Raw genomic sequence first — 25683 nt, 5'->3', positions numbered from 1 at the left:
TCATGATGGCGAAGACCGGAAGACGCGTGGACGCGGGAGTAGGGCATGAACCTGATCGACGACCGGGAATCGGCGGCCGACTTGGCCGCGTACGCGGCGTTCTTCGAGATGGCGGAGGCGCTCGGTCTCTCCGGGCTGCTGGACGGCGGCCGTCCGTTCACTTTGGACGAGGTGACCGAACACGGCCGGGTGGACGGCAGGGGAGCCGCGGCCTTCACCGGCGCGCTCCTGGCCGCGGGGCTGCTGGAGCCGGGCTCGCACCCCCGCGAGTTCGTGCCGGGCGCGGACATGGCGGGCCGCCGCTACCGGGCCGGCTACGTCTCGTGGTCGCTGACGGCCAACCGGCCCTACCTGGACCACGCCGCGGAGATCCTGCGCGAACCCGCGACCGCGGCCGGCCACCGCCGCGACGGGCGCAAGGTGGCGGTGTCGTCGAGCTGGATCGGGTCGTACGGCTTCTACCCCGGGGTGGTGGAGGAAATCCGCAGCCGCAAGCCGCGGCGGATCGTGGACCTGGGTGCGGGTGCGGGCGCGCTGCTGGTCCGGCTGCTGACCGAGCTGCCGGGCAGCACCGGTGTCGCGCTGGACCTGAGCGCCGGCGCCTGCGCGGAGGCCACCGCGGCGGCCGGGCGGGCCGGGGTGGCCGACCGGCTCGACGTTGTGCACCGGCCGATCGAGTCGCTCGTCGAGGACGCCTCGCCGGTGCGGGACGCCGACGTCGTGCACGCCGGGTTCGTCCTCCACGACACCCTGGCCCGGCCGGAGGTGGCCGAGGGAGTGCTGCGGGCCTGCCGGGAGTCACTCGCCCCCGGCGGCACCGTGATCGTCACCGACGCGGTGCCCTACGCCACCGGCGCGGAGCGGGCGTTCAGCGCCCTCTTCACCTATCTGCACGCGAGCTCGATGAACGTCGAGCTGCCGTCGGAGGAGCAGTGGCGCGCTCTGTTCCGCCGGGCGGGCTTCGCGGAAGTGACCGCGACACCGCTGGGCATGCCGGGCAGCCGCATGATGGTCGCTACCCGATGACCGCGGAGACCGTCGCGCGAACCAGGGCGAAGGCGCTCTACACCGCCAGGGCGACCCGTACCGCCATCGCGCCCTTCACCGACGAGGACCCGGAGCTGGGCCTGCGGGAGGGCTACGAGATCCAGCAGGAACTGCTCACCCTGCTGCTCGCCGACGGCGACCGGGCGGTGGGGTACAAGGCGGGCTTGACCTCGAAGCCGATGCAGGCCGTGCTCGGGGTGGGCACCCCGGACTACGGGCCGGTGCTGGCGTCGACGATCCACCCCGACGGCGCGCGGGTCGACCTGGGCGAGTTCATCGCGCCCCGGGTCGAGGCGGAGATCGTGTTCCGGCTGGCCGCCCCGCTGCGCGGCCCCGGGGTCACGGCCGAGCAGGCCCGCGCGGCGCTCGGCGAGGTCATCGCCGGTCTGGAGATCGTCGACTCGCGCATCGCGGACTGGCGGATCCGGCTCGCCGACACCGTCGCGGACCTGGCCTCCAACGGTGCGGTCGTGCTGGCGGACCCGGTGCCGGCCGGGCCGGGCGACGACTACCGGCTGCTGGGCATGGCGTTCTCCCGCAACGGTGAGCTGGTCGCGACGGGCGCGGGCGCGGCGGCGCTGGGCGATCCCGTCGCCGTCGTCGCCTGGCTGGCGAACACCCTCGGGGAGCACGGCGTCACCCTGGACGCCGGCCAGCTGGTCATGACGGGGGCGCTGCACGCGGCCGTGCCGCTCGCGCCCGGCGACCGCTTCGTCGCGGAGTTCGACCGGCTCGGCACGGTGCGCCTGGACGTCGCGGCCGGGGCGGGAAAACCGTGACCGCTCCGATGCCCGCGGCGGTGCTCGGCGCCGGCTTGATCGGCACGGGCCTGGCGGACCTGGTGCACCGCTCGCCGCTGCTGGACTGCGCGTTGGTCGTGGCCCGCGACGCCGGCGCGGCCGGGCTGCGCAAGGTGGCGGACGCGGGCATCACCACGACCGGCGGCGGGATCCGGGCGCTGCTGGCCCGCGGCCGTCCGCCGCGGATCGTGTTCGACGCGACGGACGCCACCGCGCACGCGGAGCACGCCGAGCTGCTGCGGGGCACGGGCACGCTGCTGGTCGACCTGACGCCGAGCAACGCCGGGCACATGGTGGTGCCGGGGGTGAACGACGCCGACGCGCTGGCGCACCCGGACCTGAGCATGATCAGCTGCGGCGGCCAGGCCGTGCTGCCGCTGCTGCACGCGATCACCCGGGCGAACGACGCCGAGTACATCGAAGTCGTGACCACGGCGGCCGGCCCCGGGGTGGGCCGCGCGACCCGGCTGAACCTGGACGAGTACGTCGCCACCACGCAGGAGGCGGTTACCCGGTTCACCGGGGTGAAGCAGGTCAAGGCGCTGCTCAACATCAGCCCGGCCCGCCCGCCGGCGACGTTCCGGGTCGCGGTGACGCTGCTCGGCGCGGACCTGGACGAGGCGTTCGTTTCCGAAGCCGTCCTCGCCACCGAACAGCGGATGCGGACCTACGTGCCCGGCTACCGCGTGGCCGCGTGCGTGGTCGGCGCCGGCCGCGCGTTCGTCGCCGTCGAGGTGAGCGCGACCGGCGGGCGCATCCCGGCGTACGCCGGGAACCTCGAGATCATCAACTCCGCCGCCGTGCGCGTGGCCGAACTCTATGCGGGGCAGGCATGACCGTCGTCATTTACGACCCGACGCTGCGCGACGGCCACCACGCGGTGGGCCACCAGCTCGACGCGGAGCAGCTGCGGGCGTACGCGCGAGCGGCCGACGCGGCCGGCATCCCCGTCGTGGAGGTCGGGCACGGCAACGGCCTCGGAGCCTCCTCGCTGCAGGCGGGACGGGCGAAGCTGTCCGACGAGGAGATGCTGGAGACCGTCCGGGCGGCGCTGCCGAACAGCAGGATGGCCACCTTCATGCTGCCCGGCTGGGGCACGACCGCGGACCTGCGGATGGCGGTGGCCCGTGGCGTGGACATCGTGCGGATCGGCACCCACTGCACCGAGGCCGACCTCGCGGAGCGGCACTTGGGCTGGCTGCGCGAGCAGGGTGTCGAAGCGCAGGGCGTGCTGTTGATGAGCCACATGGCGACCCCGGTCCGGCTGGCGGGTGAGGCGGCGAAGCTGGTCTCCGCCGGCGCGGTGGCGGTCGGGATCATGGACTCGGCCGGGCACTACCTGCCGGAGGACGTGACCGAGCGGATCACCGCCATCCGCGAGGCGACCGGGGTGCCGGTCCTGTTCCACGGCCACAACAACCTGGGCATGGCGATCGCCAACTCGGTCGCCGCGGTGCGGGCCGGGGCGACCGTCATCGACGCCTGCGCCCGCGGTTTCGGCGCGGGGGCCGGCAACACGCAGCTCGAAGTCCTGGTGCCGGTGCTGGAGCGGCTCGGCCACCCGACCGGCATCGACCTGTACGGCCTGCTGGACGCGGCGGACGTCGCCGGCCGGGTGCTCATGCCCGCGCCGCCCACGATCGACTCGGTCGGCGTGGTCAGCGGACTGGCCGGGGTGTTCTCCGGCTTCAAGGGCCGGGTCCTCGACGTCGCGCGGCGCGAGGGCGTCGACCCCCGCGACGTTTTCTTCGAGCTGGGCCGCCGGCAAGCGGTCGCCGGCCAGGAGGACCTCATCGTCGACGTGGCGCTGGCCCTCGCGGGCCGGCGCACGAACACCTGAGAGGGGTTCGGCCGTGTACGAGGTGGTCAAGGACATCCTGGTCCGCTCCATGCGCGTCCGGGCCGACGACATCCGCCCGGCCGCGACCCGCGAGGAGATCGGGCTGGACTCCCTCGCGGTGGTGGAGCTGGCCGAGCTGCTCGACGTGCGGCTCGGCGTTGTGGTCCACGACTGGGAGCTGCTGGACACGGTGACGGTCGAGGACGTCGCCCGGCTGGTGGCCGAGCGCAAGGCGGCGTCGTGAACCCGAAGCCGCTGCCGCACCTGCGCCGCGCCCTGTACGACCTGCCCGGCTACCGCCCCACCGAGGGCGTCCACGCGGTGCCGCAGCCCCGCCTGCTGTCGGCGAACGAGTCGCCGGAGGCGCCGCCGCGCCCGGCGGTGGACGCGGCCGCCCGGGCCGCGGCGGCGGTGCACCGCTACCCCGACCCGGGGTGCACGGAGCTGGTGGCCGAGCTGGCCCGGACGCACCGGATCGGGCCGGAGCGGTTCGTGGCCGGCGCCGGATCGGTGGCGTTGCTGCAGCTGCTCTTCCAGGCCGTCGCCGAGCCGGGGGCGGAGGCGGTGCTGGCGCAGCCCTCCTTCGAGCTGTACCGGCCCCTGGCCGAGCTGGCCGGAGTGCGTCCGGTCCAGGTGCCGCTGACCGGGCACGTCCACGACCTGGTGGCCATGGCGGAGCGGATCACCGCGCGGACCGGGCTCGTGGTGGTCTGCGACCCCAACAACCCGACGGGGACGACGGTGCCGGCGGCCGAGCTGGCGGCGTTCCTGGACCGGGTGCCGCCCACCTGCCTCGTCGCGATCGACCAGGCCTACGCCGAATACGTCCGCGACCTCGCCGCCTTCCCGCGCCTGACGAGCGACCGGCCCAACGTCGTGGTGCTGCGGACGTTCTCCAAGGCGTACGGGCTGGCGGGGCTGCGGGTGGGCTACCTCGTCGGCGACGCGCGGGTCGCCGAGCAGCTGCGCAAGGGCGTGCCGGCGTACTCGGTCGGCTCGGTGGCGCAGGCCGCCGCGGTGGCGGCGCTGCGCGAGCCGGCCCGGATGCGCGCGGTCACGGACGCCACCGTCACCGAGCGCACCCGGGTACGCGCGGTGTTGCTGCGCGCGGGCTGGGACGTGCCGCCGAGCCAGGCGAACTTCCTGTGGCTGCGGCTGGGCGAGGCCGCCGGGCGTTTCGCCGGCTGGTGCGCCGCCCGCCGGGTCGCGGTGCGGTGCTTCGCGGGCCAGGGCGTCCGCGTGACCGTCGGCAGCCCGGAAGACAACGACGACTTCCTCGCCGCCGCGGCGGCGTGGTGCAGCGCGGGGAAACCCGAGGAGGGGGTGCCGGCATGACCGCGACCACCGTCGTCCCGGACGGAACGCTCAGCCGCGACGTCGTGGTGGCGCCGGGCATGTGCAGCGGGGACTCCCTGATCTTCGGCCGCATCGGCGACTGGACCTGGGAAGCGGTGGCCCAGTCGTGCGGCGTGAACGTCCACACCGCCCGGACGGCCGCCGGCGATCCCGCGTACCTGTCCTTCTACTACTACCGGGTGCGCGGCGGTGCCGTGGTGCACCCGCACGGGCTGACGTTCGGCGACGAGCTGACCGTGACGTCCCGGGTCTTCCAGCTCGGCAGCCAGTCGGTCCTCACCCTGCACCGGCTGGCGCCCGCGGGCCTGTTCGCACCCGGGGAGCCCCTGACGGCGGGCGAGTTCCACGAACGCCCGCACCCCGACTGCATGTACGTCGAGAACTTCAACCGCTGGGTCGCCCGCCGCACGGCCGGCAGCAACGAAGGGCTGACCCGCTTGGCGCCGCCGGACTTCGCCTACGAGCACCTGCCCGTGCTGCCCACCGAGTACTCGCCGCGTGCCGAGGTGGGCCGGGCCCGTGCCCAGGGCGGCTTCCACCCGGACGGCCCGGCGGGCTTCGCCGAGGCGGGGCGGGCGCGCACCAGCGAGCACGCGCTGGACGTGGTGCGGGACCTGAACGGCGCCGGGCTCATGTACTTCGCGTCGTACTTCTCGGTGTTCGACACGGCCCTGCTGGCCTCGTGGCGCGCGCTCGGGCGCACGGACGAGCAGTTCCTGCGGCGCAGGGTGATCGACCAGCGGATCGGCTATTTCGGCAACGCGGACCCGGGGACGGTGTTCGCCGTGACCCTGCGGTCGTGGCGCGACCCACGGGACCCGGGACGAGAGATCGCCGACCTGGCCATGCGAGACCGGGCGACGGGCCGGCTCGTCGCGGCGACCGCCATCGAGACCGGAGGCCCGGCATGATCCCCCTGTCCCACGCGCAGCAGCGGCTCTGGTTCCTCGAGCAGTTCGAGCCGGCGACCGCGCTGTACAACACGCCGATCGCGGTGCGGCTGTCCGGCCGGATCGACGCGGCGGCACTGCGGGCCGCGCTGGGCGACCTGGTCGAGCGGCACGAGAGCCTGCGGACCGTCTACCCCGCCGTGGACGGGCAGCCCGAGCAGCGGATCCTGCCCGCCGGTCAGGTCCGGCCCGAGCTGGTCGTCCGGGAGTGCGCCGGGGAGGCCGAGCTGCGGTCGGCACTGGCGGCCGCGGCCGGGCACGGGTTCGACATCGTCACCGGGATCCCGCTGCGCGCCTGGCTGTTCCGGGTCGGCGAGGAGCACGTCCTGCTGCTGCTCCTGCACCACATCGCCTGCGACGGCGCTTCGCTGGGGCCGCTGTTCGACGACCTCGGGTACGCGTACACGCAGCGGGTCGCCGGGCGGAAGCCGGTCCGGGAGCCGCTGCCGGTCCAATACGCCGACTACTCCCTCTGGCAGCGCGAGCTGCTGGGTGCCGCCGACGAGCCGGGCAGCGTGCTGGCCACTCAGCTCGCCCACTGGCGGATCGCCCTCGACGGGCTGCCCGAGGAGCTGGCGCTGCCGTACGACCGGCCCCGTCCGGCCCACCCGTCGCTGCGGGCCGGCCGGGTGTCCGCGAGCGTCGGGCAGCACGGGCACGAACGCCTGACCGCGCTGGCCACGGCCGAGCGGGCGAGCCTCTTCATGGTGCTGCAGGCGGCGATCGCCGCGCTGTTCACCCGGCTGGGCGCGGGCGAGGACATCGCGCTGGGCACCCCGGTCGCCGGCCGGGCCGACGAGGCGCTGACCCCGCTGATCGGCTTCTTCGTGAACACGCTCGTGCTGCGCACCCCCACCGGCGGCAACCCCACCTTCGCCGAGCTGCTGGCCCGCGTCCGCGCGACGGACCTGGCCGCCTTCGACCACCAGGACGCGCCGTTCGAGACGGTCGTCGAGCAGCTCGGGCCGGCCAGGGTGCCCGGCCGCCACCCGCTCTTCCAGACGCTGGTCACGCTCGGCGGCCAGACCCCGGTGCCCGGCCGCCTCGGGGACCTGGAATGCCGCGAGGAGGATTTCGACCTCGCCGTCGCCCGGTTCGACCTCGTCTTCGACTTCGCCGAGGACGGCGGCATCACCGTCGACTACGCCGCCGACCTGTTCGACAAAAGCACCGCGCAGAGCCTGCTCACCCGGCTGGTCCGGCTGCTCGAGGCCGTCGCGGACGACCCGCACCGGCCCATCGGCTCCCTCGACCTGCTCAGCGCCGACGAACACCGCCGGGTCCTGCGCACGTGGAACGACACCGCCGCCCCGATCGAGACCGCGACCCTGCCGGAACTGCTCGCCGCCCGGGTGGCCGAGGATCCGCAGGCCACGGCCCTGCTGAGCGACGACGTGCGGTGGACCTACGCCGAGTTCGACGCCCGCGCGAACCGGCTGGCCCGGTACCTGGCGGCGGCGGGTGCGGGCCCGGAGACACCGGTCGCGGTGGCGATGGAACGCTCGCCGGAGCAGGTCGTCGCGATCTGGGCGGTGCTCAAGGCGGGTGCGGCGCTGGTGCCGCTCGACCCGGACCTGCCCCCCGCGCGGGCGGAGAACGTCCTGCGGGTGAGCCGTCCCGCCCTGCTCGTGACCTCCGGTGACCAGCACGACACCGATTTCCCGGTACGCCGGATCGCGCTCGACGACCCCGGTACGGCCACGCGGATCGCCGGTCACCCACCCGGCCCGGTACCGGCTCCGCGGCTGCGTCCCGCGCACCCCGCGTACGTCATCTTCACGTCGGGTTCGACGGGGATGCCCAAGGGCGTCGTCCTCTCCCACGAGGGGCTCGTCAACCACTTCGCCTGGGCCCAGGAGCGCTTCCGGCTCGGTCCCGCCGACCGGGTGCTGCAGAAGACGGCGTACGGCTTCGACCTCTCGATCAACGAGCTGATCTGGCCGCTGCTGGCCGGCGCGGCGATCGTGGTGCCCCGCCCGGGCGCCCAGCGCGATTTCGCCTACCTCGCCGAGCAGGTACGGCGGTACGACGTGACCGTGCTCCAGTTCGTCCCTTCGGCGCTCGCCGCGTTCGCGCAGGAGCCCCGCGCCGAGGCGATCACCAGCCTGCGCCTGGTCCGCAGCGCGGGGGAGGCGCTGTCCGGCCGCGTGGCCGCCCGGGTCGTCCGGGAGCTGGGCTGGCCCCTGGTCAACGAGTACGGCCCCAGCGAGACCACGATCGTCATGACTTCGCAGCCGGCGTACGAACCGGCGACGGTCCCGGACGGCGCCGCGATCGCCCCCATCGGCCGCCCGATCCGCAACACCCGCGTCTACCTGCTCGACGACCGCCTGCGGCCGGTGCCGCCGGGTATTCCGGGGGAGGCGTACATCGCGGGTGTGCAGCTGGCCCGCGGCTACCTCAACCGCCCCGACCTGACCGCCGAGCGCTTCGTGCCGGACCCCTTCGGTGCGCCCGGTGAGCGCATGTACCGCTCGGGGGACGTCTGCCGCTGGACGGCGGACGGCGTGCTCGAGTTCGTCCGCCGGGCCGACCAGCAGATCAAGGTGCGCGGCTTCCGGATCGAGCCGGGCGAGATCGAGACCGTGCTGGCCGCGCACCCCGCCGTGACCCGGGCGGCGGTCGTGGCCCGCACCGAGGAGCCCGGCGGCCCGCGGCTGGTGGCGTACGTCGTCCCCGCGGCGGACGCCCCGGACGACTTGTCCGCGGCGCTGCGCGAGCACGTCGCCCGGCAGCTGCCCGAGTACATGGTGCCCGCGGCCGTGGTGCCGTTGGCCGCGCTGCCGCTCACCGTCAACGGCAAGCTCGACCGGGCCGCCCTGCCCGCACCCGATTTCCCGGCCGGAAGCGGCGCGCCGGACCGCCCGCTGACCGACCTCGAAACGCGGCTCGGCGAGCTGTTCGCCGCCGTGCTGGGGCTCGACCGCGTCGGCGTCGACGACAGCTTCTTCGACCTCGGCGGCCACTCGCTCCTGGCCACCCGCCTGACCGGTCGCATCGCCGCCGAGCTCGGCCTCGAGCTGCCGATCCGCGCGCTGTTCGAGGCGCCCACGGTCGCCGGGGCCGCGCACCGCCTGCGGGCCGCCGGCCCCGGCCGCACCCCGCTGAGCGCCGCCGTGCGTCCCGATCGGCTGCCGCTGTCGTACGCCCAGCAGCGCCTCTGGTTCGTCGAGCAGGTAGAGGGCGCCAGCGCCCTCTACAACACCCCGGTCGCCCTGCGCCTGACCGGCGAGCTGGACGCCGGAGCCGTGCGCCGCGCGATCGGCGACGTCCTGGCCCGGCACGAGAGCCTGCGGACGGTCTTCCCCGCGACCGATGGCCGTCCCGAGCAACGCATCCTGCCCGCCTGCCTTCCGGACCTGCCGATCGTCGACTGCGCGACGGGGGAGGAGCTCGCCGCGGCGCTGGCCGGCGCTTCGGCGACCGTCTTCGACCTCGCCACCGACATCCCGCTTCGCGCGTGGCTCTTCCGCTGCGACGGCGAGCACGTCCTGTTGCTGCTCCTGCACCACATCGCCAGCGACGGCGGCTCCCTCGCGCCGCTGCTGCGCGACCTCGGCACCGCCTACGCCGCCCGGCGCGCCGGAGAGGCACCCGGCTGGGCGCCGTTGCGCGTCCAGTACGCCGACTACGCCCTGCGTCAGCGCCTCGACGACACGTCCGTGCAGGCCTGGCGCGAAGTGCTGCGCGACCTGCCGGAAGAACTGCCGCTGCCCTACGACCGGCCCCGCCCCGCGACCCCCACCCACCGGGGCGGCCAGGTGCCGTTCACGCTGGACGCGCGCGTGCACGCCGCGCTCGCCGAGCTCGCGGCCGAGCACCGGGCCAGCATGTTCATGGTGCTGCAGGCGGCCGTCGCGGCCCTGTGGACGCGGCTCGGCGCCGGCCACGACATCCCGCTCGGCACCCCGGTCGCCGGCCGGGACGACGAGGAACTGCACGACCTCGTCGGCTTTTTCGTCAACACCCTCGTGCTCCGCACGCGCACCGACGGCAACCCGACCTTCGCCGAGCTGCTCGACCGGGTCCGCGCGACCGCGCTCGCCGCGTACGACCACCGGGACGTGCCGTTCGAGGCGCTGGTCGAGCGGCTCAACCCGGCTCGCGTGCCCGGGCGCCACCCGCTGTTCCAGACCGTCGTCACGCACGACAACCGGGCCGAGCCCACCCTGGACGTCCCGGGCCTGGCCGCCCGCTTCGAACCGATCGAGGACCACCACGCCCAGTTCGACCTCAACGTCGTCGTCGACGAGCGGCACGGCCCCGGCGGCCGCCCGGCCGGCCTGCACGGCGAGCTGGTCTACGCCGCCGATCTCTTCGAGCACCGCAGCGCCGAGGCCATCGCGGCGCGGCTCACCGCGTTGCTGCGGGCGGTCGCCGTCCGGCCGGACCTTCGCTTGAGCGCGATCGACCTGCTCGGCGCGGGGGAGCGGGCGCGCCTGCTGGAACTGGGCCGCGGTGCCGCGGGCACCCCGCTGCCCCGGCAGACCCTGCCCGAGCTCTTCGCGCTGCAGGCCACCGCGACGCCGGACGCCGTCGCCGTGGTCGAGGGCGGTGCGAGCCTCACGTACGGCGTGCTGTCGGCGCGGGCGGACCGGCTGGCCCGGCACCTCGTCGCCCGCGGTTTCCGGCCGGAGGAACGCATCGCGATCCTGGCCGGGCGCGGCATCGGCCTCGTCGTGGCGATCGTCGCGGCGGCGCGGGCGGGCGGGACCTACGTGCCGCTCGACGACCGCTACCCGCTCCCGCGCCTGCGCACGATCCTCGGCGACGCCGACGCCACCGTGCTGCTGGTGGACGGCGAGCACCGCGACCACCCGATCGCCGTCGAGGCCGGCTGCCCGGTGCTCGTCGCGGGCGAGGAGCCTTCCGCCGGGAGCCGGGTCCCGCTCCCGGCCGTGCACCCGGACCAGCTGGCCTACCTCGTCTACACCTCGGGCTCGACCGGCACGCCGAAGGGCGTCGGCACCACCCACCGCAACCTGGCCGATCTGCTCGCCGACGGCGGGTTCCGCTCCGGTGCCCACGACGCCGTCCTGCTGCACTCGCCGATCGCGTTCGACGCGTCCACCACGGAGATCTGGGCGCCGCTGGTCACCGGCGGCCGCATCGTGCTCGCCCCGGCCGGCCCGCTCGACCCCGCCGTGCTCACCCGCACGGTCACCGAGCGCCGGGTGACGCTCGTGCAAGCTCCCTCGGGGCTGTTCCAGATCCTCGCCGGCGAGCACGCGGCGAGTTTCCGCACCGTCCGCGAGGTCTGGACCGGCGGCGACGTCGTCTCGGCCGCCGCCGTCCGGACACTGCTGCGCGCCTGCCCCGGCACCGAGGTCGTCGCGGTGTACGCCCCGACCGAGGTCACCGCGATCAAGACCTGGCACCGGATGTCCGATCCGGACGAGGTCGGGGCCACCGTGCCGCTGGGCCGTCCGCTCGACAACGCCCGGGTGCTCGTGCTCGACGACTGCCTGCAGCCGGTGCCCGAGGGCGTGACCGGCGAGCTCTACCTGGCCGGACCGGGCGTGACGCGGGGCTATCTCGGCCGGCCGGGGCTGACCGCCTGCCGGTTCGTCGCCGACCCCTACGGCGCGCCGGGGGAGCGGATGTACCGCACCGGTGACCTGGGCCGCTGGGGGCCCGGTGGGGTGCTCGAGTTCGCCGGCCGGGACGACGGGCAGGTGAAGATCCGCGGTTTCCGGGTCGAGCCGGGCGAGATCGAGGCCGCGCTGGCCGCCCATCCCGCCGTCCGCCAGGTCGCGGTCGTGGTGCGCGGCACGACCGACAAACGCCTGGTCGCCTACGTCGTCGGCGACGCTGCCGCCGAAGACCTGCGCGCCTACACCGCGGAACGGCTGCCCGAACACCTGGTGCCGGCCGCCGTCGTCGTGCTCGACCGGCTCCCGGTCACCGCGAACGGCAAGGTCGACCGGGTGGCCCTGCCCGAGCCCACGGCGGCGCCGCGGGCGGGCGGGCGGGCCCCGCGCACCCCGCGCGAAGAGCTGCTCTGCGCGCTGTTCGCCGAGGTCCTCGACGTGCCACGGGTCGGCGTGGACGACGGCTTCTTCGCCCTCGGCGGCCATTCCCTGCTGGCCACCCGCCTGGTCGGCCGGATCCGGGCCGAGCTGGGCGTCGAGATCCCGATCCGGACGCTGTTCGAGCACCCCGACGTGGCTTCGCTGGCCGCCCTGCCCGCCGGGCACACCCCGGCCCGCCCGCCGATGACCGTGCGGGAGCGCCCGGAGCCGCTGCCGCTGTCGTACGCCCAGCAGCGGCTCTGGTTCCTGGCGCAGCTCGAGGGCCCGGGCGCCACCTACAACAGCTCGCTGGCCTTCCGGCTCACCGGCGACGTCGACCGGGACGCCCTGGAAGCGGCCTTCGGCGACGTGCTCGCCCGGCACGAGGCCCTGCGCACGATCTTCCCCACCGTCGACGGCGCACCGCGGCAGCTGGTGCTGGACCGGGCGCGGGCCCGGCCCGGTCTCAGCGCCCTGCCACCCGCGCCCGGCGCGGCGTTCGACCTGACCCGCGACCTCCCGATCCGGGCCTGGCTGACCGGCGACGGGCGGCTCGTGCTCACCCTGCACCACATCGCCAGCGACGGCTGGTCCCTCGAACCGCTGCTGCGCGACCTCGGCACCGCCTACGCCGCTCGCCGCGCCGGAACGGCTCCCGGGTGGGCGCCGCTGCCCGTCCAGTACGCCGACTACACCCTCTGGCAACGCGAACTGCTGGACACCGCCGCCGCCGGTCAGCTCGGCTACTGGCGGCGGCAGCTGGCCGGCTTGCCCGAATGCCTGGAACTGCCCGTGGACCGGCCGCGCACCCCGGCCCGCTCGTACGCCGGCGGCGAGGTGGACCTGCGGCTGGACCCCGGGCTGCACGCCGGCGTCGCCCGGCTGGCCCGGACGCGGCAGGCCACCGTGTTCATGGTGCTGCAGGCCGCCGTGGCCGTGCTGCTGTCCCGGCTCGGCGCCGGGACCGACATCCCCCTCGGCACGGCGATCGCCGGGCGCACCGACTCCGCACTCGACGACCTGGTCGGCTTTTTCGTCAACACGCTCGTCCTGCGCACCGACCTGTCCGGGGCCCCCTCGTTCGGCGAGCTCCTGGCCCGCGTCCGCGCGACCGACCTGGCCGCCTACGACCACCAGGACGTGCCCTTCGAGCGGCTCGTCGAGGAGCTCAACCCGGCCCGGTCCGCCACCCACCCGCTGGTCCAGGTGATGCTGACCTTCCAGAACACCGCGGCCGGGGAGCTCCGCCTCCCGGGGGTGACCGTGACCGAAGAGGCCCTCGACGGCGGAACGGCCCGCTTCGACCTCTCGTTCGGCTTCGTCGAGCAGCACGGCCCGGACGGCACTCCGGCCGGTGTCGACGGCGTCCTCGAGTACGCGGCCGACCTGTTCGACCCGGCGACCGCGCAGGCGATCGCGGACCGGCTCGTCCGGGTGCTGCGGGCCGTCGTGGCCGACCCCGACACCCGGGTGGACCGGGTCGACGTCCTCGGCCACGCCGAGCGGAGTGCCCTGCTCGCGGCCGGAGCCGGCCCGGCCGCACCGGAACCGGCACTGGTCCCGGCCCTCGTCTCCGCCCGGGCCGCCGCGGCGCCGTCGCGGACGGCGGTGGTGGCCGGGGCCACCCGCCTGACGTACGGCGAGCTGGACGCACGGGCGAACCGGCTGGCCCGCCACCTGATCGGCCGCGGCGTCGTCCCGGGCGACCTGGTCGGCGTCGAACTGCCGCCCGGCGCGGATCTGGTCGTGGCGCTGCTGGGGGTGCTGAAGGCGGGCGCGGCCTACCTGCCGCTCGACCCCGCCCAGCCCGCCGGACGGAAGTCCCGCCTCCTGGAGCTCGCGGCACCCGCGCTGGTGCTCGCCGGCGACCTGCCGCCGGGCGCGGAGGACACCACCGACCCCGGGATCGCCCTGCCGCCTGCCGCCGCCGCGTACGTGATCTTCACTTCGGGCTCGACGGGCGAGCCGAAGGGCGTGGTGGTCGAGCACCGCTCGCTGGCGCGCTACCTCGCGTGGGCCCGGCACGCCTACCCCGGGCTGGCCGGCCGCTCCCTCGTGCACTCCCCGGTCGTGTTCGACCTGACCGTGACCGGCCTCTGGGGCACGCTCACCGCCGGCGGCGAAGTGCACCTGACCGAACTGACCGAACTGACCGGCGCACCGGCCGCCGTGGCCGGGCCACCCACCTTCGTCAAGGCCACGCCGTCGCACCTGGGTCTGTTCGGGGTGCTGCCGCCGGAGTACGCGCCCACCCGGGACCTCGTCCTCGGCGGCGAGCTGCTGCTCGGCTCGGCGCTGCGCGAGTGGCGGGCCCGGCACCCCGGCGTCACCGTGATCAACGAGTACGGCCCGACCGAGACCACCGTGGGCTGCGGCGAATTCCGCATCGAGCCCGGCGACGAGCTGCCCGACGGCGGCATCACCATCGGCCGGCCCGTGTGGGGCACCCGCTGGTACGTCCTCGACGGCAGCCTGGCCCCCACCCCGCCCGGCGTCACCGGCGAGCTGTACATCGCGGGTGATCTGCTCGCCCGTGGCTACCTCGCGCTGCCCGGCCGCACGGCGGGCCGGTTCGTCGCGGATCCGTTCGGCCCGCCCGGCGAGCGCATGTACCGCACCGGGGACCTCGTGCGCCGCCGCGCCGACGGCACCGTCGATTTTGTGGCCCGTGCCGACGACCAGGTCAAGGTGCGCGGTTTCCGCGTCGAACTGGGCGAGGTCGAGGCGGTGCTGGCGGGCCGGCCGCAGGTGGTCGAGGCGGCGGCGACCGTACGCGGTGAGCGGCTGCTGGCCTACGCCGTCCCGGCCCCGGGCGCCGACTGGACGCCGGAGGAGCTGCGGACCCGGCTCGCCGAGCTGTTGCCGCAGTACGCCGTGCCCGCCGCCGTGGTGGTGCTCGACCGGCTGCCCCGCACCACGAACGGCAAGATCGACCGCGCGGCGCTCCCCGAACCGGCGGCCGCGGCCACGGCGGGCCGAGGGCCGCGCACGGCCACGGAAGCGGCGCTCTGCGAGCTGTTCGAGGCGGCCCTGGGCGCCGTGCGGGTCGGGGTCGACGACGACTTCTTCGCCCTCGGCGGCCACTCGCTGCTGGCCGCCCGGGTGGTCGCCCGGGCCCGGGACCGGTACGGGCTCACCGTGGGCATCTCCGACCTGTTCGCCGCGCCGACCGTGGGCCGGCTGGCCGCCCTGCTCGACGAAGGCGTGCCGCGTGCCCCCGACGGGCTGCTGCGCCTGCGTGCGGGTGCGGCGGGGGTGACCCCGCTGTTCTGCGTGCACCCCGGCGCCGGCATCGGCTGGGTCTACAGCAGCCTGCTCGAGCACCTCGACCCCGGCCGGCCCCTCTACGCCCTGCAGGCCGGGGCCGAGTCACCGGCGACCGTGGCCGCCATGGCGGCGGGCTACGTGGAGCGGCTGCGCGAGGTGCAGCCGTCCGGGCCGTACCAGCTGCTCGGCTGGTCCTTCGGGGCCGTCGTCGCGCACGCCATGGCCGCCCGGCTCCAGGAAACGGGCGACAAGGTCACGCTGCTGGCCCTGCTCGACGGCTACCCGGCCGAGGGGGACGGCGGCGAGCTGACGGCCGCCGAGGCACTGGCCCAGCTGCTGGCCTCGCTCGGCCACCGGGTGCCGGACGGCACCGCCGGGCCCGCCGACGTCGACGCCTTCGTCGCGCTGGCGACCGCCGCCGGTCCCCTCGCCGGGCTCGGCGCCGACCTGATCGAGCAGCTGTGCGCGACCTTCGTCCGGCACGCCCGGCTCGCCGGCGCGCACGTGCCGCCCCGCTTCGAAGGCGACGCGGTCTTCTTCACCGCCGAGCACACGGCCGCGGCGGCGGAAGCCGGGCGGTGGCGGCCGTACCTGACCGGCGACCTCGACCAGCACGCGATTGCGTGCGCGCACGGAGATCTGCTGGCCCCCGAGCACGCCGCGCGGATCGCGGCCGTCCTCGAACCGCTGCTCCGCTGACCCTTCCCCCGGACAAGGAGTTTTCGCATGACCGAAGCGACCGTCGGGCTCGCGCCCGGCCGCAACGTCCTCACGGTGAGCCCCGACGACGCCGCCGTGGTCGCGGCGGTCGCCGACCGGCTCGTGGCGGCCCAGCCGCACGTCGGCGACGCGCTGGTCGCCGCGGCCCGCGCCGCCTGGGAGGAGCTGCCCGCCGGCGTCCGGCGCCGGATCCGGGCGTTCCGCCGGGACTCCGGCGCCTCCGGGGTGCTCGCCGTGCACGGGCTGCCCCTCGACGCCGGGCTGCCGCCCACCCCGGCGGTCGGCGGCTCGGTCCAGCGCACCACCACCCGCGCCGCGGCCGTGCTGCTGCTGACGGCCTGCGGCCTCGGCGACCCGGCGGCCTACCGCCGGGAGAAGGGCGGCGCGCTCGTCCAGGACGTCGTACCGGTGCCCGGCCAGGAGGCGTTCCAGGGCAACGCCGGCTCGACCGAGCTGATGCTGCACAACGAAAACGCGTTCCACCCCCACCGGCCCGACTACGTGCTGCTGCTCTGCCTGCGCGCCGACCACGACCGCGTCGCGGGCCTGCACACCAGCTCGGTCCGCGAGGCACTGGCCCTGCTGCCCGGGCCGACCCGCGCGCTGCTCGCCCGCCCGGTCTTCCGGACGGCCGCCCCGCCCTCGTTCGGTTTCGACAGTGCGGGCACCCCCGGCCACGCCGTGTTCACCGGCGACGCAGAGGACCCGGACGTGCGGGTCGACTTCGCGGCCACCACCGCCGTCACCCCGGCCGGCCAGGCGGCCTTGGCCGAGCTGAGCCGCGCCCTCGGCGCCGTGCCGCGCACGCTGCACCTCGAGCCCGGCGACCTCGCCGTCGTCGACAACCACATCGCCCTGCACGGGCGCTCGGCCTTCCGCCCCCGCTACGACGGCGCGGACCGCTGGCTGCAGCGCACGTTCGTGCTCAGCGACCTGCGCCGCTCCCGCGACCACCGCCCCGGCGACGGCCACGTGCTGGACCGCTGATCCCGCCCCGTCCGCCGGCCCCGAAACCCAGGTTGGAGATCGTCGTGACCGTCATCGAAGCCGCCGGGGGGCCGGGGTGCTGCTGACCCGGCCCGGCATCCGGCTGTTCCTGGCCGGACAGACCCTGTCCCTGTTCGGCGACGGCGTCGCCCTCATCGCGCTCGGCGTCTGGGCGAAGGTGCTGACCGGCAGCAGCTCGGTGGCGGCGCTGGTCATGTTCACGTACATGGCACCGACGGTGCTGCTGCCGCTCGGCGGGGTGCTCGCCGACCGGGTGCGGCGCCGGCCGCTGCTGGTCGGCACGAACCTGGCCGTCGCGCTCGCGTCGGCGGCGCTGCTGCTCGTCGACGGCCCGGGCGACGTGGGTGTCCTCTACGCCGTGGCCGCCGCTTACGGTGCCGCCTCCGCGGTGCTGAGCCCGGCGCAGAGCGCGCTGCTGCGCTCGATGCTGGTGGAGGAGGCGGAGTTCGGCGCCGCCGCCGGGCTCAGCCAGAGCGTCCGGTCCGGGACGACGTTGCTGTCCCCGGTCGCGGGAGCCACCGTGTACGGGTGGATCGGCGGTCACGGCGTCGCCGTGGTGGCCATGGCCTGCCTGCTGACCGCGGCTCTGGCCTTCGCCACGCTGCCGGATCGCGAGCGCCCCGCGCGCCGGGAACGCACCGGGTGGGCCGCGGAGCTCACCGCCGGCCTCCACCACGTGCGCGGCTCCGCCGAAATCCGGCCGTTGCTGGTCGCGATGGTCACCATGACGGCGGTGATCGGCCTGACCTCGCCGATGCTGCTGGCACTGATCGAGCACGGCCTGCACCGCCCGCCGACCCTGCTCGGCGTGCTGGAGAGCGTGCTGGCGCTCGGCGGCCTGGCCGGTGCGGTGGGCGGCAGCGTGGCGATCGCCCGGTTCCGGCCGCAGCGGCTGGTGGTGGCCGGGGCGCTGGTGTTCGCGCTCGGCACCGCCCTGCAGGCGGTGGCGGTCCTCCCCGTGGTGGTCGCCGGGCTGGTGCTCGCCGGCGCCGCGGGGCCGCTGGCGGTGATCGGACTGGCCACGGTCGCGCAGGCGGCGACGCCCGACCACGTCATGGGCCGCACCCAGGCGGCGGTGAACCTCTGCCTGACCGTCCCGCAGGCGGCCGCGCTCGGCGCCGGTTCGGGCCTGGTCGCCCTGCTCAGCTTCCGGCAGGTCATCGCGCTGATGGTGCTCGGCGCGCTCGTCACCGCCGTGGCCCTGTCCCGCCGCCGGCCGGCACCCGTACCGACTTCCGAGGAAAGAGGCCGACCGTCATGACCGACACGCTCGCCGCCGCGCCGCCCGTCTCGCGGGAGACCCTGCCGCAGCTCTTCGCCCGCGCGGCGCGGCTGTACCCGGAGTCGACCGCCGTGGTGCAGGGGGAGCGGCGCTTGACCTACGCGGGTCTGGCGGAGCGTGCGAACCGCCTCGCCCGGCACCTCGCCGGCCTCGGTGTCGGCCCGGAGGTCCCGGTGGGGCTGCTGCTGAACCGGTCGCTGGAGCTGCCGGCCGTGGTGCAGGGCGTGCTGAACGCGGGCGGGGTGTACGTGCCGCTGGACCCCGGGTTGCCGGCCGCCCGGCTGGACCGGATCCTCGCCGCCACCCGGGCCCCGCTCGTGCTGACCACCTCGGATCTCGCCGACCGGCTGCCCGCCGGGTCGAGCCGCCTGATCCTCGACGATCCGGCGACGATCGCCGCGCTGCGGCGGTACGACGCCCGGCCGGTCGAAGGTGTGGCGCTGCACCCGGAGCACACGGCGTACATCATCTTCACCTCCGGCTCGACCGGCGCGCCCAAGGGCGTGCCGGTGCCGCACCGCGCGATCGTCAACCACCTCGCGTGGATGCAGGACGCGCACCGGATCGGCCCGGCCGACCGGACGCTGCTGAAGACCCCGTTCAGCTACGACGCCTCGCTCGTCGAGCTGATCTGGCCGCTGCTGCACGGCGCCACCATGGTCGTGGCCGAGCCGGGCGGGCACCGCGACCCCGCGTACCTCGCCGAGCTGATCTCGGAGCACCGGGTGACGGTCGTCGAAATGGTGCCGTCGATGCTGGGTCCCCTGCTGCGCGAGGCCGCGGCGGCGCGCTGCGACAGCCTGCGCGTCCTGTTCAGCGGCGGCGAGGCGCTCACCACGACCCAGGCGGCGCAGGTGCGTGCCGTGCTCGGCGCGCCCGTGTCCAACCAGTACGGCCCCACCGAGACCACCAACACCGCCACCGAGCACCTGTTCCGCGACGCGGCGGACGCGCCCGGCGCGATGGTGCCGATCGGCGGGCCGGTCTGGCACACCCGGCTGCACGTGCTCGACGACCGGCTGCGCCCCGTCCCGGCCGGCGTGCCCGGCGAGCTCTACATCGCCGGTGTCCAGCTGGCCCGCGGCTACCTCGGCCGGCCGGGCCTCACCGCCGAGCGGTTCGTGCCCGCTGTGGACGGCCCGCCCGGCGAACGCATGTACCGCACCGGCGACCTGGTGAAGTGGAACGCGGCCGGGCGGCTGGAGTTCGCCGGCCGCGCCGACGACCAGGTCAAGCTCCGCGGCCAGCGGATCGAACCGGGCGAGATCGAGGCGGTACTGGCCGCGCACGGATCGGTCGCGCAGGCGGTCGTCGTCGTGCGCGAGGACGAGCCCGGCGACCGCCGCCTCGTGGCCTATGTGGTCACTCCGGCGAGCGCCCCGCCCGGCCTGGCCGCCACGCTGCGCGCGCACGCCGCCGCCGAGCTGCCCGAGTACATGGTCCCCGCGGCCGTGGTCGTCCTCGACGCGATCCCCGCGACGGTCAACGGCAAGGTCGACCGGGCGGCGCTGCCCCGCCCCGCCTACGCCGCAGCCGGCGGGCGCGCCCCCGCGAACCCGCGTGAGGAGCTGTTCTGCGCGGCGTTCGCGGAGGTGCTCGGGCTGCCCCGGGTCGGCGCGGACGACAGCTTCTTCGCGCTGGGCGGGCACTCGCTGCTGCTGGTGCGCCTGGCCGACCTGCTGCGCGCGCGGGGCGTGCCCGTGGACGTGCGCACCCTGTTCGCCACGCCGACCCCGGCCCAGCTGGCGACGGTGGCGGTCACCGGCCCGGTCGTGGTCCCGCCCACGGTCATCCCCCCGGGCGCCACCGCGCTCACGCCCGCGATGGTGCCCCTCGCGCAGCTCACCGAGGAGCAGCTGGCGCTCGTGACGGCGGCGGTGCCCGGCGGGGCCGCGGCGATCGCCGACGTCTACCGGCTCGGGCCGCTGCAGGACGGGCTGTTCTTCCACCACCGGCTGCACGAGGACCGCGACCGGGACCCCTACCTGCTGCGCCACCCGTTCCGCATCGCCTCGCGGGAGCGGCTCGAGGAGTTCCTGGCCGCCTGCCGCACCCTGCTGGCGCGGCACGAGGTCCTGCGCACCTCATTGGCCTGGGAAGGTCTGCCGCACCCGGTCCAGGTCGTGCACCGCACCGCCGGGCTGCCGGTCACCGAGGTGACCGTCGCCGCCGCGGGCGACGACGGCGTCCGCGAGCTGCTGGCCGCCTGCGACACCGTGCTGGACCTGCGCCGAGCGCCCCTGATGGACGTGTACGTCGCCCCCGAGCCCGGCACCGGCCACTGGCTGCTCGTCTGGCGCATGCACCACGTCACGCAGGACCACACGACGGGCGAGGTCCTGCTTGACGAGCTGGCGGAGCTGCTGGCCGGCCGGGGCGGGCAGCTCCCGCCGCCCGAGCCGTACCGGAACTACGTCGCCCAGGCGCTGCTCGGGGTGCCGGCCGAGCAGCACCGGGCCCGGTTCGCCCGGCTGCTCGGCGACGTCACCGAGCCGACCGCCCCGTTCGGCGTGCTGGAGGTGCACCACGACGGTGGTGACGTCGCCGAGCGGCACAGCCCGCTGGATCCGGAGCTCGCGGCGCGGCTGCGCACCGCCGCGCGCCTGGCCGGCACCAGTCCCGCCACGGTGCTCCACGTCGTCTGGGCGCGGGTGCTCGCCGGGCTGACCGGCCGCGACGACGTCGTGTTCGGCACGCTGCTGTTCGGCCGGATGCGGGGCGGCGCCGACGCCGAGCGGGTGCCGGGGCTGTTCATCAACACGCTGCCCGTGCGGGCGCGGACGTACCGGGCCGGCGTCCGGGAAGCGGTCGGGACCATGCACGCCCAGCTCGCCGAGCTCCTGGTCCACGAACACGCGTCGCTGGCGGACGCGCAGCGGGCCTCCGGCGTGCCGTTCCCCGTGCCGCTGTTCACGACCGTGCTCAACCACCGGCACGACACCGCGGCCGGCGGCACCGACCTGGCCGGCGTGGCGGACCTCGGCGAACGGGAGCGCACGAACTACCCCCTGGTGGTCTCCATCGACGACGACGGCACCGGGTTCACGTTCGTGGTGCAGGCGGTGCCCGCAATCCCGGTGGAGGTGGTGCTCGACGCGCTGCACACCACCACGGCGAACGTCGTGGCGGCGCTGGGCGGGCACCCGGAGACGGCGCTGCACACCGTGGACGTGCTCGGTGCCGCCGAACGCAAGCGGGTGCTGGCCGACCGCAACAACACCGCCGCCGAGTTCCCGGCGGCGTCGCTGGTCGAGCTGTTCGAGCAGCAGGTGGACCACGCTCCGCACGCACCGGCCGTGACCGGCCCGCGGGGCGTGCTGACCTACGCCGAGCTGGACGAGCGGGCCAACCGGCTCGCGCACGTGCTGATCGCGGCGGGGGCCCGGCCCGAGCAGCCGGTCGTCGTGCTCCAGCGGAAGTCGGCCGACGTGGTGGTGGGGATCCTCGCCGTGCTCAAGGCCGGCGCCTACTACGTTCCGCTGCCGGACGGGTTCCCGCTCGCGCGCATGCGCTGGGTCGTGGAGAGCACCGGGGCACCGGTCGTGCTCACGGACCGCGCCTCGGCCGCGCACCCGCTGCTCGGTGCCGCCGGCGTACCCGTCGTGTACGCCGACGACCCCATCGACCGGCCCGCGTCCCGCCCCGGGCGGAAGGTGCACCCCGATCAGCTCGCCTACGTCATGTACACCTCCGGGTCCACCGGTGTGCCCAAGGGCGTCGGCGTCAGCCACCGCAGCATCGTCGCCTTCACGGCGGACCGGCGGTGGCGGCCCGAGGACCGGCGGGCGGTGCTGCACCACTCGCCGCACGCGTTCGACCCGTCCACCTACGAGCTGTGGCTTCCGCTGCTGTCGGGCGGCCGCGTGGTGCTGCCGCCCGGCCCGCTCGACCGCGCCGCGATGACGGCCGTCGCCGGGCAGGTGACGTCGGCGGTCTTCGCGGCGGCCCTGTTCAACGTCCTGGCGGAGGAAGCCACCGAGCCGATGGCGCGGCTCGGGCTGGCGTGGTCGGGCGGCGACGTGCTCAGCCCCGCGGCGGTGCGCAAGCTGCGCGACGAGGCGCCGGGGATGAGGGTGGCCAACGCGTACGGCGCGACCGAAGCCACGGTCATCTCGACCTGGTTCCCGCTGCCCGCCGGGGAGCCGGTACCGGCCAACGTGCCCGTCGGCGCGCCGATGGACAACACCCGGCTGTACGTGCTGGACCGGGGGCTGCGGCCGGTGCCGGCCGGCGTGCCCGGGGAGATCTACCTCGGCGGCCCGGGACTCGCCCGCGGTTACCTCGGCCGGCCGGACCTGACCGCGGAACGGTTCGTGGCCGACGTGGCCGGGCCGCCCGGCGCCCGCATGTACCGCACCGGCGACGTCGGGCGGTTCCGGCCCGGCGGCATCCTGGAGTTCGTCGGCCGCGTCGACGACCAGGTCAAGATCAGCGGCTACCGGGTCGAACCGGCCGAGGTCGTGGCGGCGCTGCTCGACCAGCCGGGGGTCGCCCAGGCGGCCGCGGACCTGCGGACGGACGACGGGGTGCCGCGCCTCGTCGGCTACGTCGTCCCCGGGGACGTCGCACCGCAGGCGGTGCTGAGGGCGCTGGGGGAGCGGCTGCCCGCCTACATGGTGCCCTCGGCGGTGGTGGCCCTGGACGCCTTGCCGCTCACCCGCAACGGCAAGCTCGACAAGGCGGCGCTGCCCGCACCCGCGGTGCCGCGGGGTGGCGCCTCACGCCGAGCGCGCACCGAGCGCGAGGAGCGGCTGTGTGTCCTCTTCGCGGAGGTGCTGGGCCTGGACGGGGTCGGCGTCGACGACAACTTCTTCGCACTGGGCGGGCAGTCGCTGCTCGCCACCCGCCTGCTCGGGCGGATCCGCGCGGAACTGGGCGCGGAATGCTCCCTGCGTGCGTTCTTCGACGCCCCGACGGTCGCCGGGCTGGCCGGCCACCTGGCCGTGCCGGCCACGCGCCGACCGGCGCTCACCCCCCGTCGTTGATGCGGAGACCGCGGAGCTGCGCACCACCGCGTCGAGCCGGCCGCCGCAGGCCCGGGCCGGCGGACCGGGATCCGCGAACACAAGGCCGCTACCGGGGAACCTCAGTGCGCCAGCCGCATCACGCGTGTCGTGGCGTCACCGGAGCCGTGCCGGGCCGACCAGGCCGCCACGTGCGCGCGGGACCGCAACCCGAGTTCGGTGCGGATGTTGCGCACGTGCGTTTCGACCGTACGGACCGACAGGTGCATGCGGGCGGCGATCTGACGGTTGGTGAACCCCTCCGCCAGCAGCGCGACCACGTCCCGTTCGCGCTGGCTCAGGACGTCGTCGCGGGCCGTCTCGGTGGGGCCCTGCTGCCGGTGTTCCAGCGCGAAGGCCAGCGCCTGGGCGCGGTCGAGCGCACGCCCCGCCGCCGCGGCGCTGACGAGCGTCTCCCGCGGCAGCACGCCGACCGCAGCCATCCGCACCGCCTCGACCCTGTCCCGCCACCACGGCCGATCCAGCAACGGCGAGCCGGCCGCCTCCGCGTAGGACAGCAGCTGGATGGCCCGGCCCAGCCTGCCGATGCCGGCGGCGCTGAGCCCCAGACACGTCACCGCGTGGGCGAAGTCGTCGTCGGGGAGATCCCCGTCGGACCGCAACATGTCCGTGCAGTGCCGGTCGGCGAGTTCGTGCTCGCCACCGGACAGCGCGATGACGGCGGCGGCGCGGATCGTCCCGCGCAGCCGGGCGGACGGGCCGCCGGCGCGAAGCACGGGCAGCAGCCGGTCGGCCAGCTCGGCCGCCAGCGCCAGTTCCTCCCAGGACCGCTCGTGCCACGGAACGCCGTCGAGCCAGCCTGCCGTGGTCACCGCGTCCGCGTCGACGGCACCGGTCGTGGGGGACAGCACCACCCGCCGGGTCGAGGCCAAGCCGAGCAGCAGGCGGCCGAGCAGGTCCGACGCCGTCCACTGCGCGGCGAGGCGGCGCATCTCCGTCAGGTCGCAGAACCACGCGGCCAGCACGGTGGCGCCCCGCAAAGCGATTTCCCGGTACGGCGAGTCGACGCGGGTGTTGTCCAACGCGGACCGCAGCATCGCCCGGGTGCGGTGGCTCGGCCGGCGCTCCAGCAGGTCCACGAGGAACACGGTGCCGGCCAGCAGCAGCTGACGGTCGTCGTCGTGCAGCCGGGTCAGGACGTGTTCGATGGTCGGGCGCTCGGCGGCGAGCCGGTGCAGCACGGCCGGCGGCGTGGCGCAGGCGCGGCCCAGCGGCTCGGCGAGCCCCGTCAGCCAGTCCGCGAGCCGGTCGTAGGTCTGTTTCTGCTCACTCGCCTCGGTCAGCCGCTCGTGGGCGTAGTGCCGGATCGGCGCCGGCATCCGCAGCCGTCCCGAGCGGTGCGCCGTGATGAGCGACTTCGCCTCCAAGGCCATCAGCTGGTCCAGCACCACGGAGGTGGTCTCCGTACCGTCGGTCGCCACGGCGGCGGCCACCTCGGCCAGCACGCCGCCGGGCAGCACCGAGATGCGGCGGAACATGCTGCGCTGGGCCGGGGTCAGCAGCTCGTAGCTCCAGGTCATGGCCTGGTGCCAGCTCTGGTGCCGGGGGTGGGCGGTGCGCCAGCCGCCGGTCAGCGCGCACAGGTGCTCGTCGAGGTTGTCCCGGACCTCGGTCAGCGGGAACGTCTGCGCCAAGCGGGCCGCCAGCTCGATGGCCAGCGGCAGGCCGGCGAGCTCGGTGCAGATGGCGCCGATGACGCGGGCGTTGTCCTCGGTGAGCCGGAGCCCGGGCACCACCGCGCGGGCGCGGTCGACGAACAGCCGCACCGCGTCCGCGCGCAGGTGGTCGGTGATCCGGTCGGTGGCCGGCAGCGTCAAGCCGGTCATCGCGTGCACCACCTCGCCCGGCACCCGCAGGAGCTCCCGGCTGGTGGCGAGGATGCGCAGTTTGGGGTGGCGCAGCAACAAGGTGGCGAGTACCGGGATGCACGTGTCGAGCAGGTGCTCGCAATTGTCCACGACCAGCAGGCGTTCGCGGTCGTCGTCAGGGACGGCCATCGCCGACAGGTCGCCGTCCGCGGCGGCGAGGTCGACCAGCGTGACGTCGCAGCGGCGGCTGCGCTCCTCCTGTTTGGCCAGTTCGACGGCCAGGCGCGTCTTGCCGACACCGGGCGGGCCGGTGAGGGTCAGCAGGCGGGCCGTGCGGAGCAGCCTTCTCAGCTCGACCAGTTCCTCGGCGCGGCCGAGGAAGCTGCTCAGCTGCGTCGACATGCCGCCGATCGCCGACTCGCCGGTCCAGCTCGTCTTCTGCCGGTCCCGGTAGGCGCGCTGCCGGCAGGCGTTGGAACAGTACGAGGCGCTCCGCACGCCGATGATGCCGCCGCAAGTGCCGCACAAAGCCGACCCGGAATCCGCTCTGGCCATGACCTCCCTTTCCCG

12 protein-coding genes are annotated in these 25683 nt (G+C 75.4%); 11 read left to right on the top strand and 1 reads right to left on the bottom strand.

Annotation, left to right across the window (positions count from 1 at the left end):
• Positions 1-45: 45 nt before the first annotated feature.
• The 11 genes from Q5425_RS27530 to Q5425_RS27480 all read left to right on the top strand — a co-directional run bounded on the left by Q5425_RS27530 (position 46) and on the right by Q5425_RS27480 (position 23266).
• Positions 46-1026: a class I SAM-dependent methyltransferase gene (locus tag Q5425_RS27530; protein WP_308675215.1), complete on the top strand. Its 981-nt coding sequence runs from the start codon at positions 46-48 to the stop codon at positions 1024-1026.
• Positions 1023-1826 carry a fumarylacetoacetate hydrolase family protein gene (locus Q5425_RS27525; RefSeq protein WP_308675214.1) on the top strand — a complete coding sequence of 268 codons (804 nt, stop codon included), beginning with the start codon at positions 1023-1025 and terminating at the stop codon, positions 1824-1826. The genes Q5425_RS27530 and Q5425_RS27525 overlap by 4 nt, the downstream gene beginning before the upstream one ends.
• Positions 1823-2683 carry a hypothetical protein gene (locus tag Q5425_RS27520; RefSeq protein WP_308675213.1) on the top strand — a complete coding sequence of 287 codons (861 nt, stop codon included), beginning with the start codon at positions 1823-1825 and terminating at the stop codon, positions 2681-2683. Before Q5425_RS27525 ends, Q5425_RS27520 begins: the two co-directional genes overlap by 4 nt.
• The gene (gene dmpG / locus Q5425_RS27515) at positions 2680-3687 is read left to right on the top strand and encodes a 4-hydroxy-2-oxovalerate aldolase (RefSeq protein WP_308675212.1); all 1008 of its coding nucleotides are present in this window, start codon (positions 2680-2682) and stop codon (positions 3685-3687) included. The genes Q5425_RS27520 and dmpG overlap by 4 nt, the downstream gene beginning before the upstream one ends.
• Positions 3688-3700: 13 nt before the next feature.
• Positions 3701-3931 carry an acyl carrier protein gene (locus tag Q5425_RS27510; RefSeq protein ID WP_308675211.1) on the top strand — a complete coding sequence of 77 codons (231 nt, stop codon included), beginning with the start codon at positions 3701-3703 and terminating at the stop codon, positions 3929-3931.
• Complete coding sequence (locus Q5425_RS27505) at positions 3928-5022, top strand: histidinol-phosphate transaminase (RefSeq protein ID WP_308675210.1); 1095 nt, start codon at positions 3928-3930, stop codon at positions 5020-5022. Before Q5425_RS27510 ends, Q5425_RS27505 begins: the two co-directional genes overlap by 4 nt.
• On the top strand, positions 5019-5954 hold the full coding sequence (locus Q5425_RS27500) for an LnmK family bifunctional acyltransferase/decarboxylase (protein ID WP_308675209.1): 936 nt from the start codon (positions 5019-5021) through the stop codon (positions 5952-5954). The genes Q5425_RS27505 and Q5425_RS27500 overlap by 4 nt, the downstream gene beginning before the upstream one ends.
• Positions 5951-15970, top strand: coding sequence for a non-ribosomal peptide synthetase (locus Q5425_RS27495; RefSeq protein ID WP_308675208.1), 10020 nt, complete (start codon positions 5951-5953; stop codon positions 15968-15970). The genes Q5425_RS27500 and Q5425_RS27495 overlap by 4 nt, the downstream gene beginning before the upstream one ends.
• A gap of 27 nt (positions 15971-15997) precedes the next feature.
• On the top strand, positions 15998-16978 hold the full coding sequence (locus tag Q5425_RS27490) for a TauD/TfdA family dioxygenase (protein WP_308675207.1): 981 nt from the start codon (positions 15998-16000) through the stop codon (positions 16976-16978).
• Positions 16979-17054: 76 nt separating this feature from the next.
• Entirely contained in the window at positions 17055-18260 is a 1206-nt protein-coding gene (locus tag Q5425_RS27485) for an MFS transporter (RefSeq protein WP_308675206.1), read from the top strand.
• Positions 18257-23266, top strand: a complete 5010-nt coding sequence (locus Q5425_RS27480; RefSeq protein WP_308675205.1) for a non-ribosomal peptide synthetase — start codon at positions 18257-18259, stop codon at positions 23264-23266. Before Q5425_RS27485 ends, Q5425_RS27480 begins: the two co-directional genes overlap by 4 nt.
• A gap of 101 nt (positions 23267-23367) precedes the next feature.
• Here the strand turns inward: Q5425_RS27480 and Q5425_RS27475 are convergent, their stop codons facing one another.
• Positions 23368-25668: a LuxR C-terminal-related transcriptional regulator gene (locus tag Q5425_RS27475; RefSeq protein ID WP_308675204.1), complete on the bottom strand. Its 2301-nt coding sequence runs from the start codon at positions 25666-25668 to the stop codon at positions 23368-23370.
• Positions 25669-25683: the final 15 nt, after the last annotated feature.

It is taken from the genome of Amycolatopsis sp. A133, from assembly GCF_031082405.1.
Lineage (GTDB): Bacteria > Actinomycetota > Actinomycetes > Mycobacteriales > Pseudonocardiaceae > Amycolatopsis.
This window is presented reverse-complemented; position numbering and strand designations above follow the sequence as displayed.

Bases quoted from the DNA above. Each gene is read 5' to 3' on its own strand.
- Q5425_RS27530 (WP_308675215.1), top strand. From the start codon at position 46: ATGAACCTGATCGACGACCGGGAATCGGCGGCCGACTTGGCCGCGTAC.
- Q5425_RS27525 (WP_308675214.1), top strand. From the start codon at position 1,023: ATGACCGCGGAGACCGTCGCGCGAACCAGGGCGAAGGCGCTCTACACC.
- dmpG (WP_308675212.1), top strand. From the start codon at position 2,680: ATGACCGTCGTCATTTACGACCCGACGCTGCGCGACGGCCACCACGCG.
- Q5425_RS27500 (WP_308675209.1), top strand. From the start codon at position 5,019: ATGACCGCGACCACCGTCGTCCCGGACGGAACGCTCAGCCGCGACGTC.
- Q5425_RS27495 (WP_308675208.1), top strand. From the start codon at position 5,951: ATGATCCCCCTGTCCCACGCGCAGCAGCGGCTCTGGTTCCTCGAGCAG.
- Q5425_RS27490 (WP_308675207.1), top strand. From the start codon at position 15,998: ATGACCGAAGCGACCGTCGGGCTCGCGCCCGGCCGCAACGTCCTCACG.
- Q5425_RS27480 (WP_308675205.1), top strand. From the start codon at position 18,257: ATGACCGACACGCTCGCCGCCGCGCCGCCCGTCTCGCGGGAGACCCTG.
- Q5425_RS27475 (WP_308675204.1), bottom strand. From the start codon at position 25,668: ATGGCCAGAGCGGATTCCGGGTCGGCTTTGTGCGGCACTTGCGGCGGC.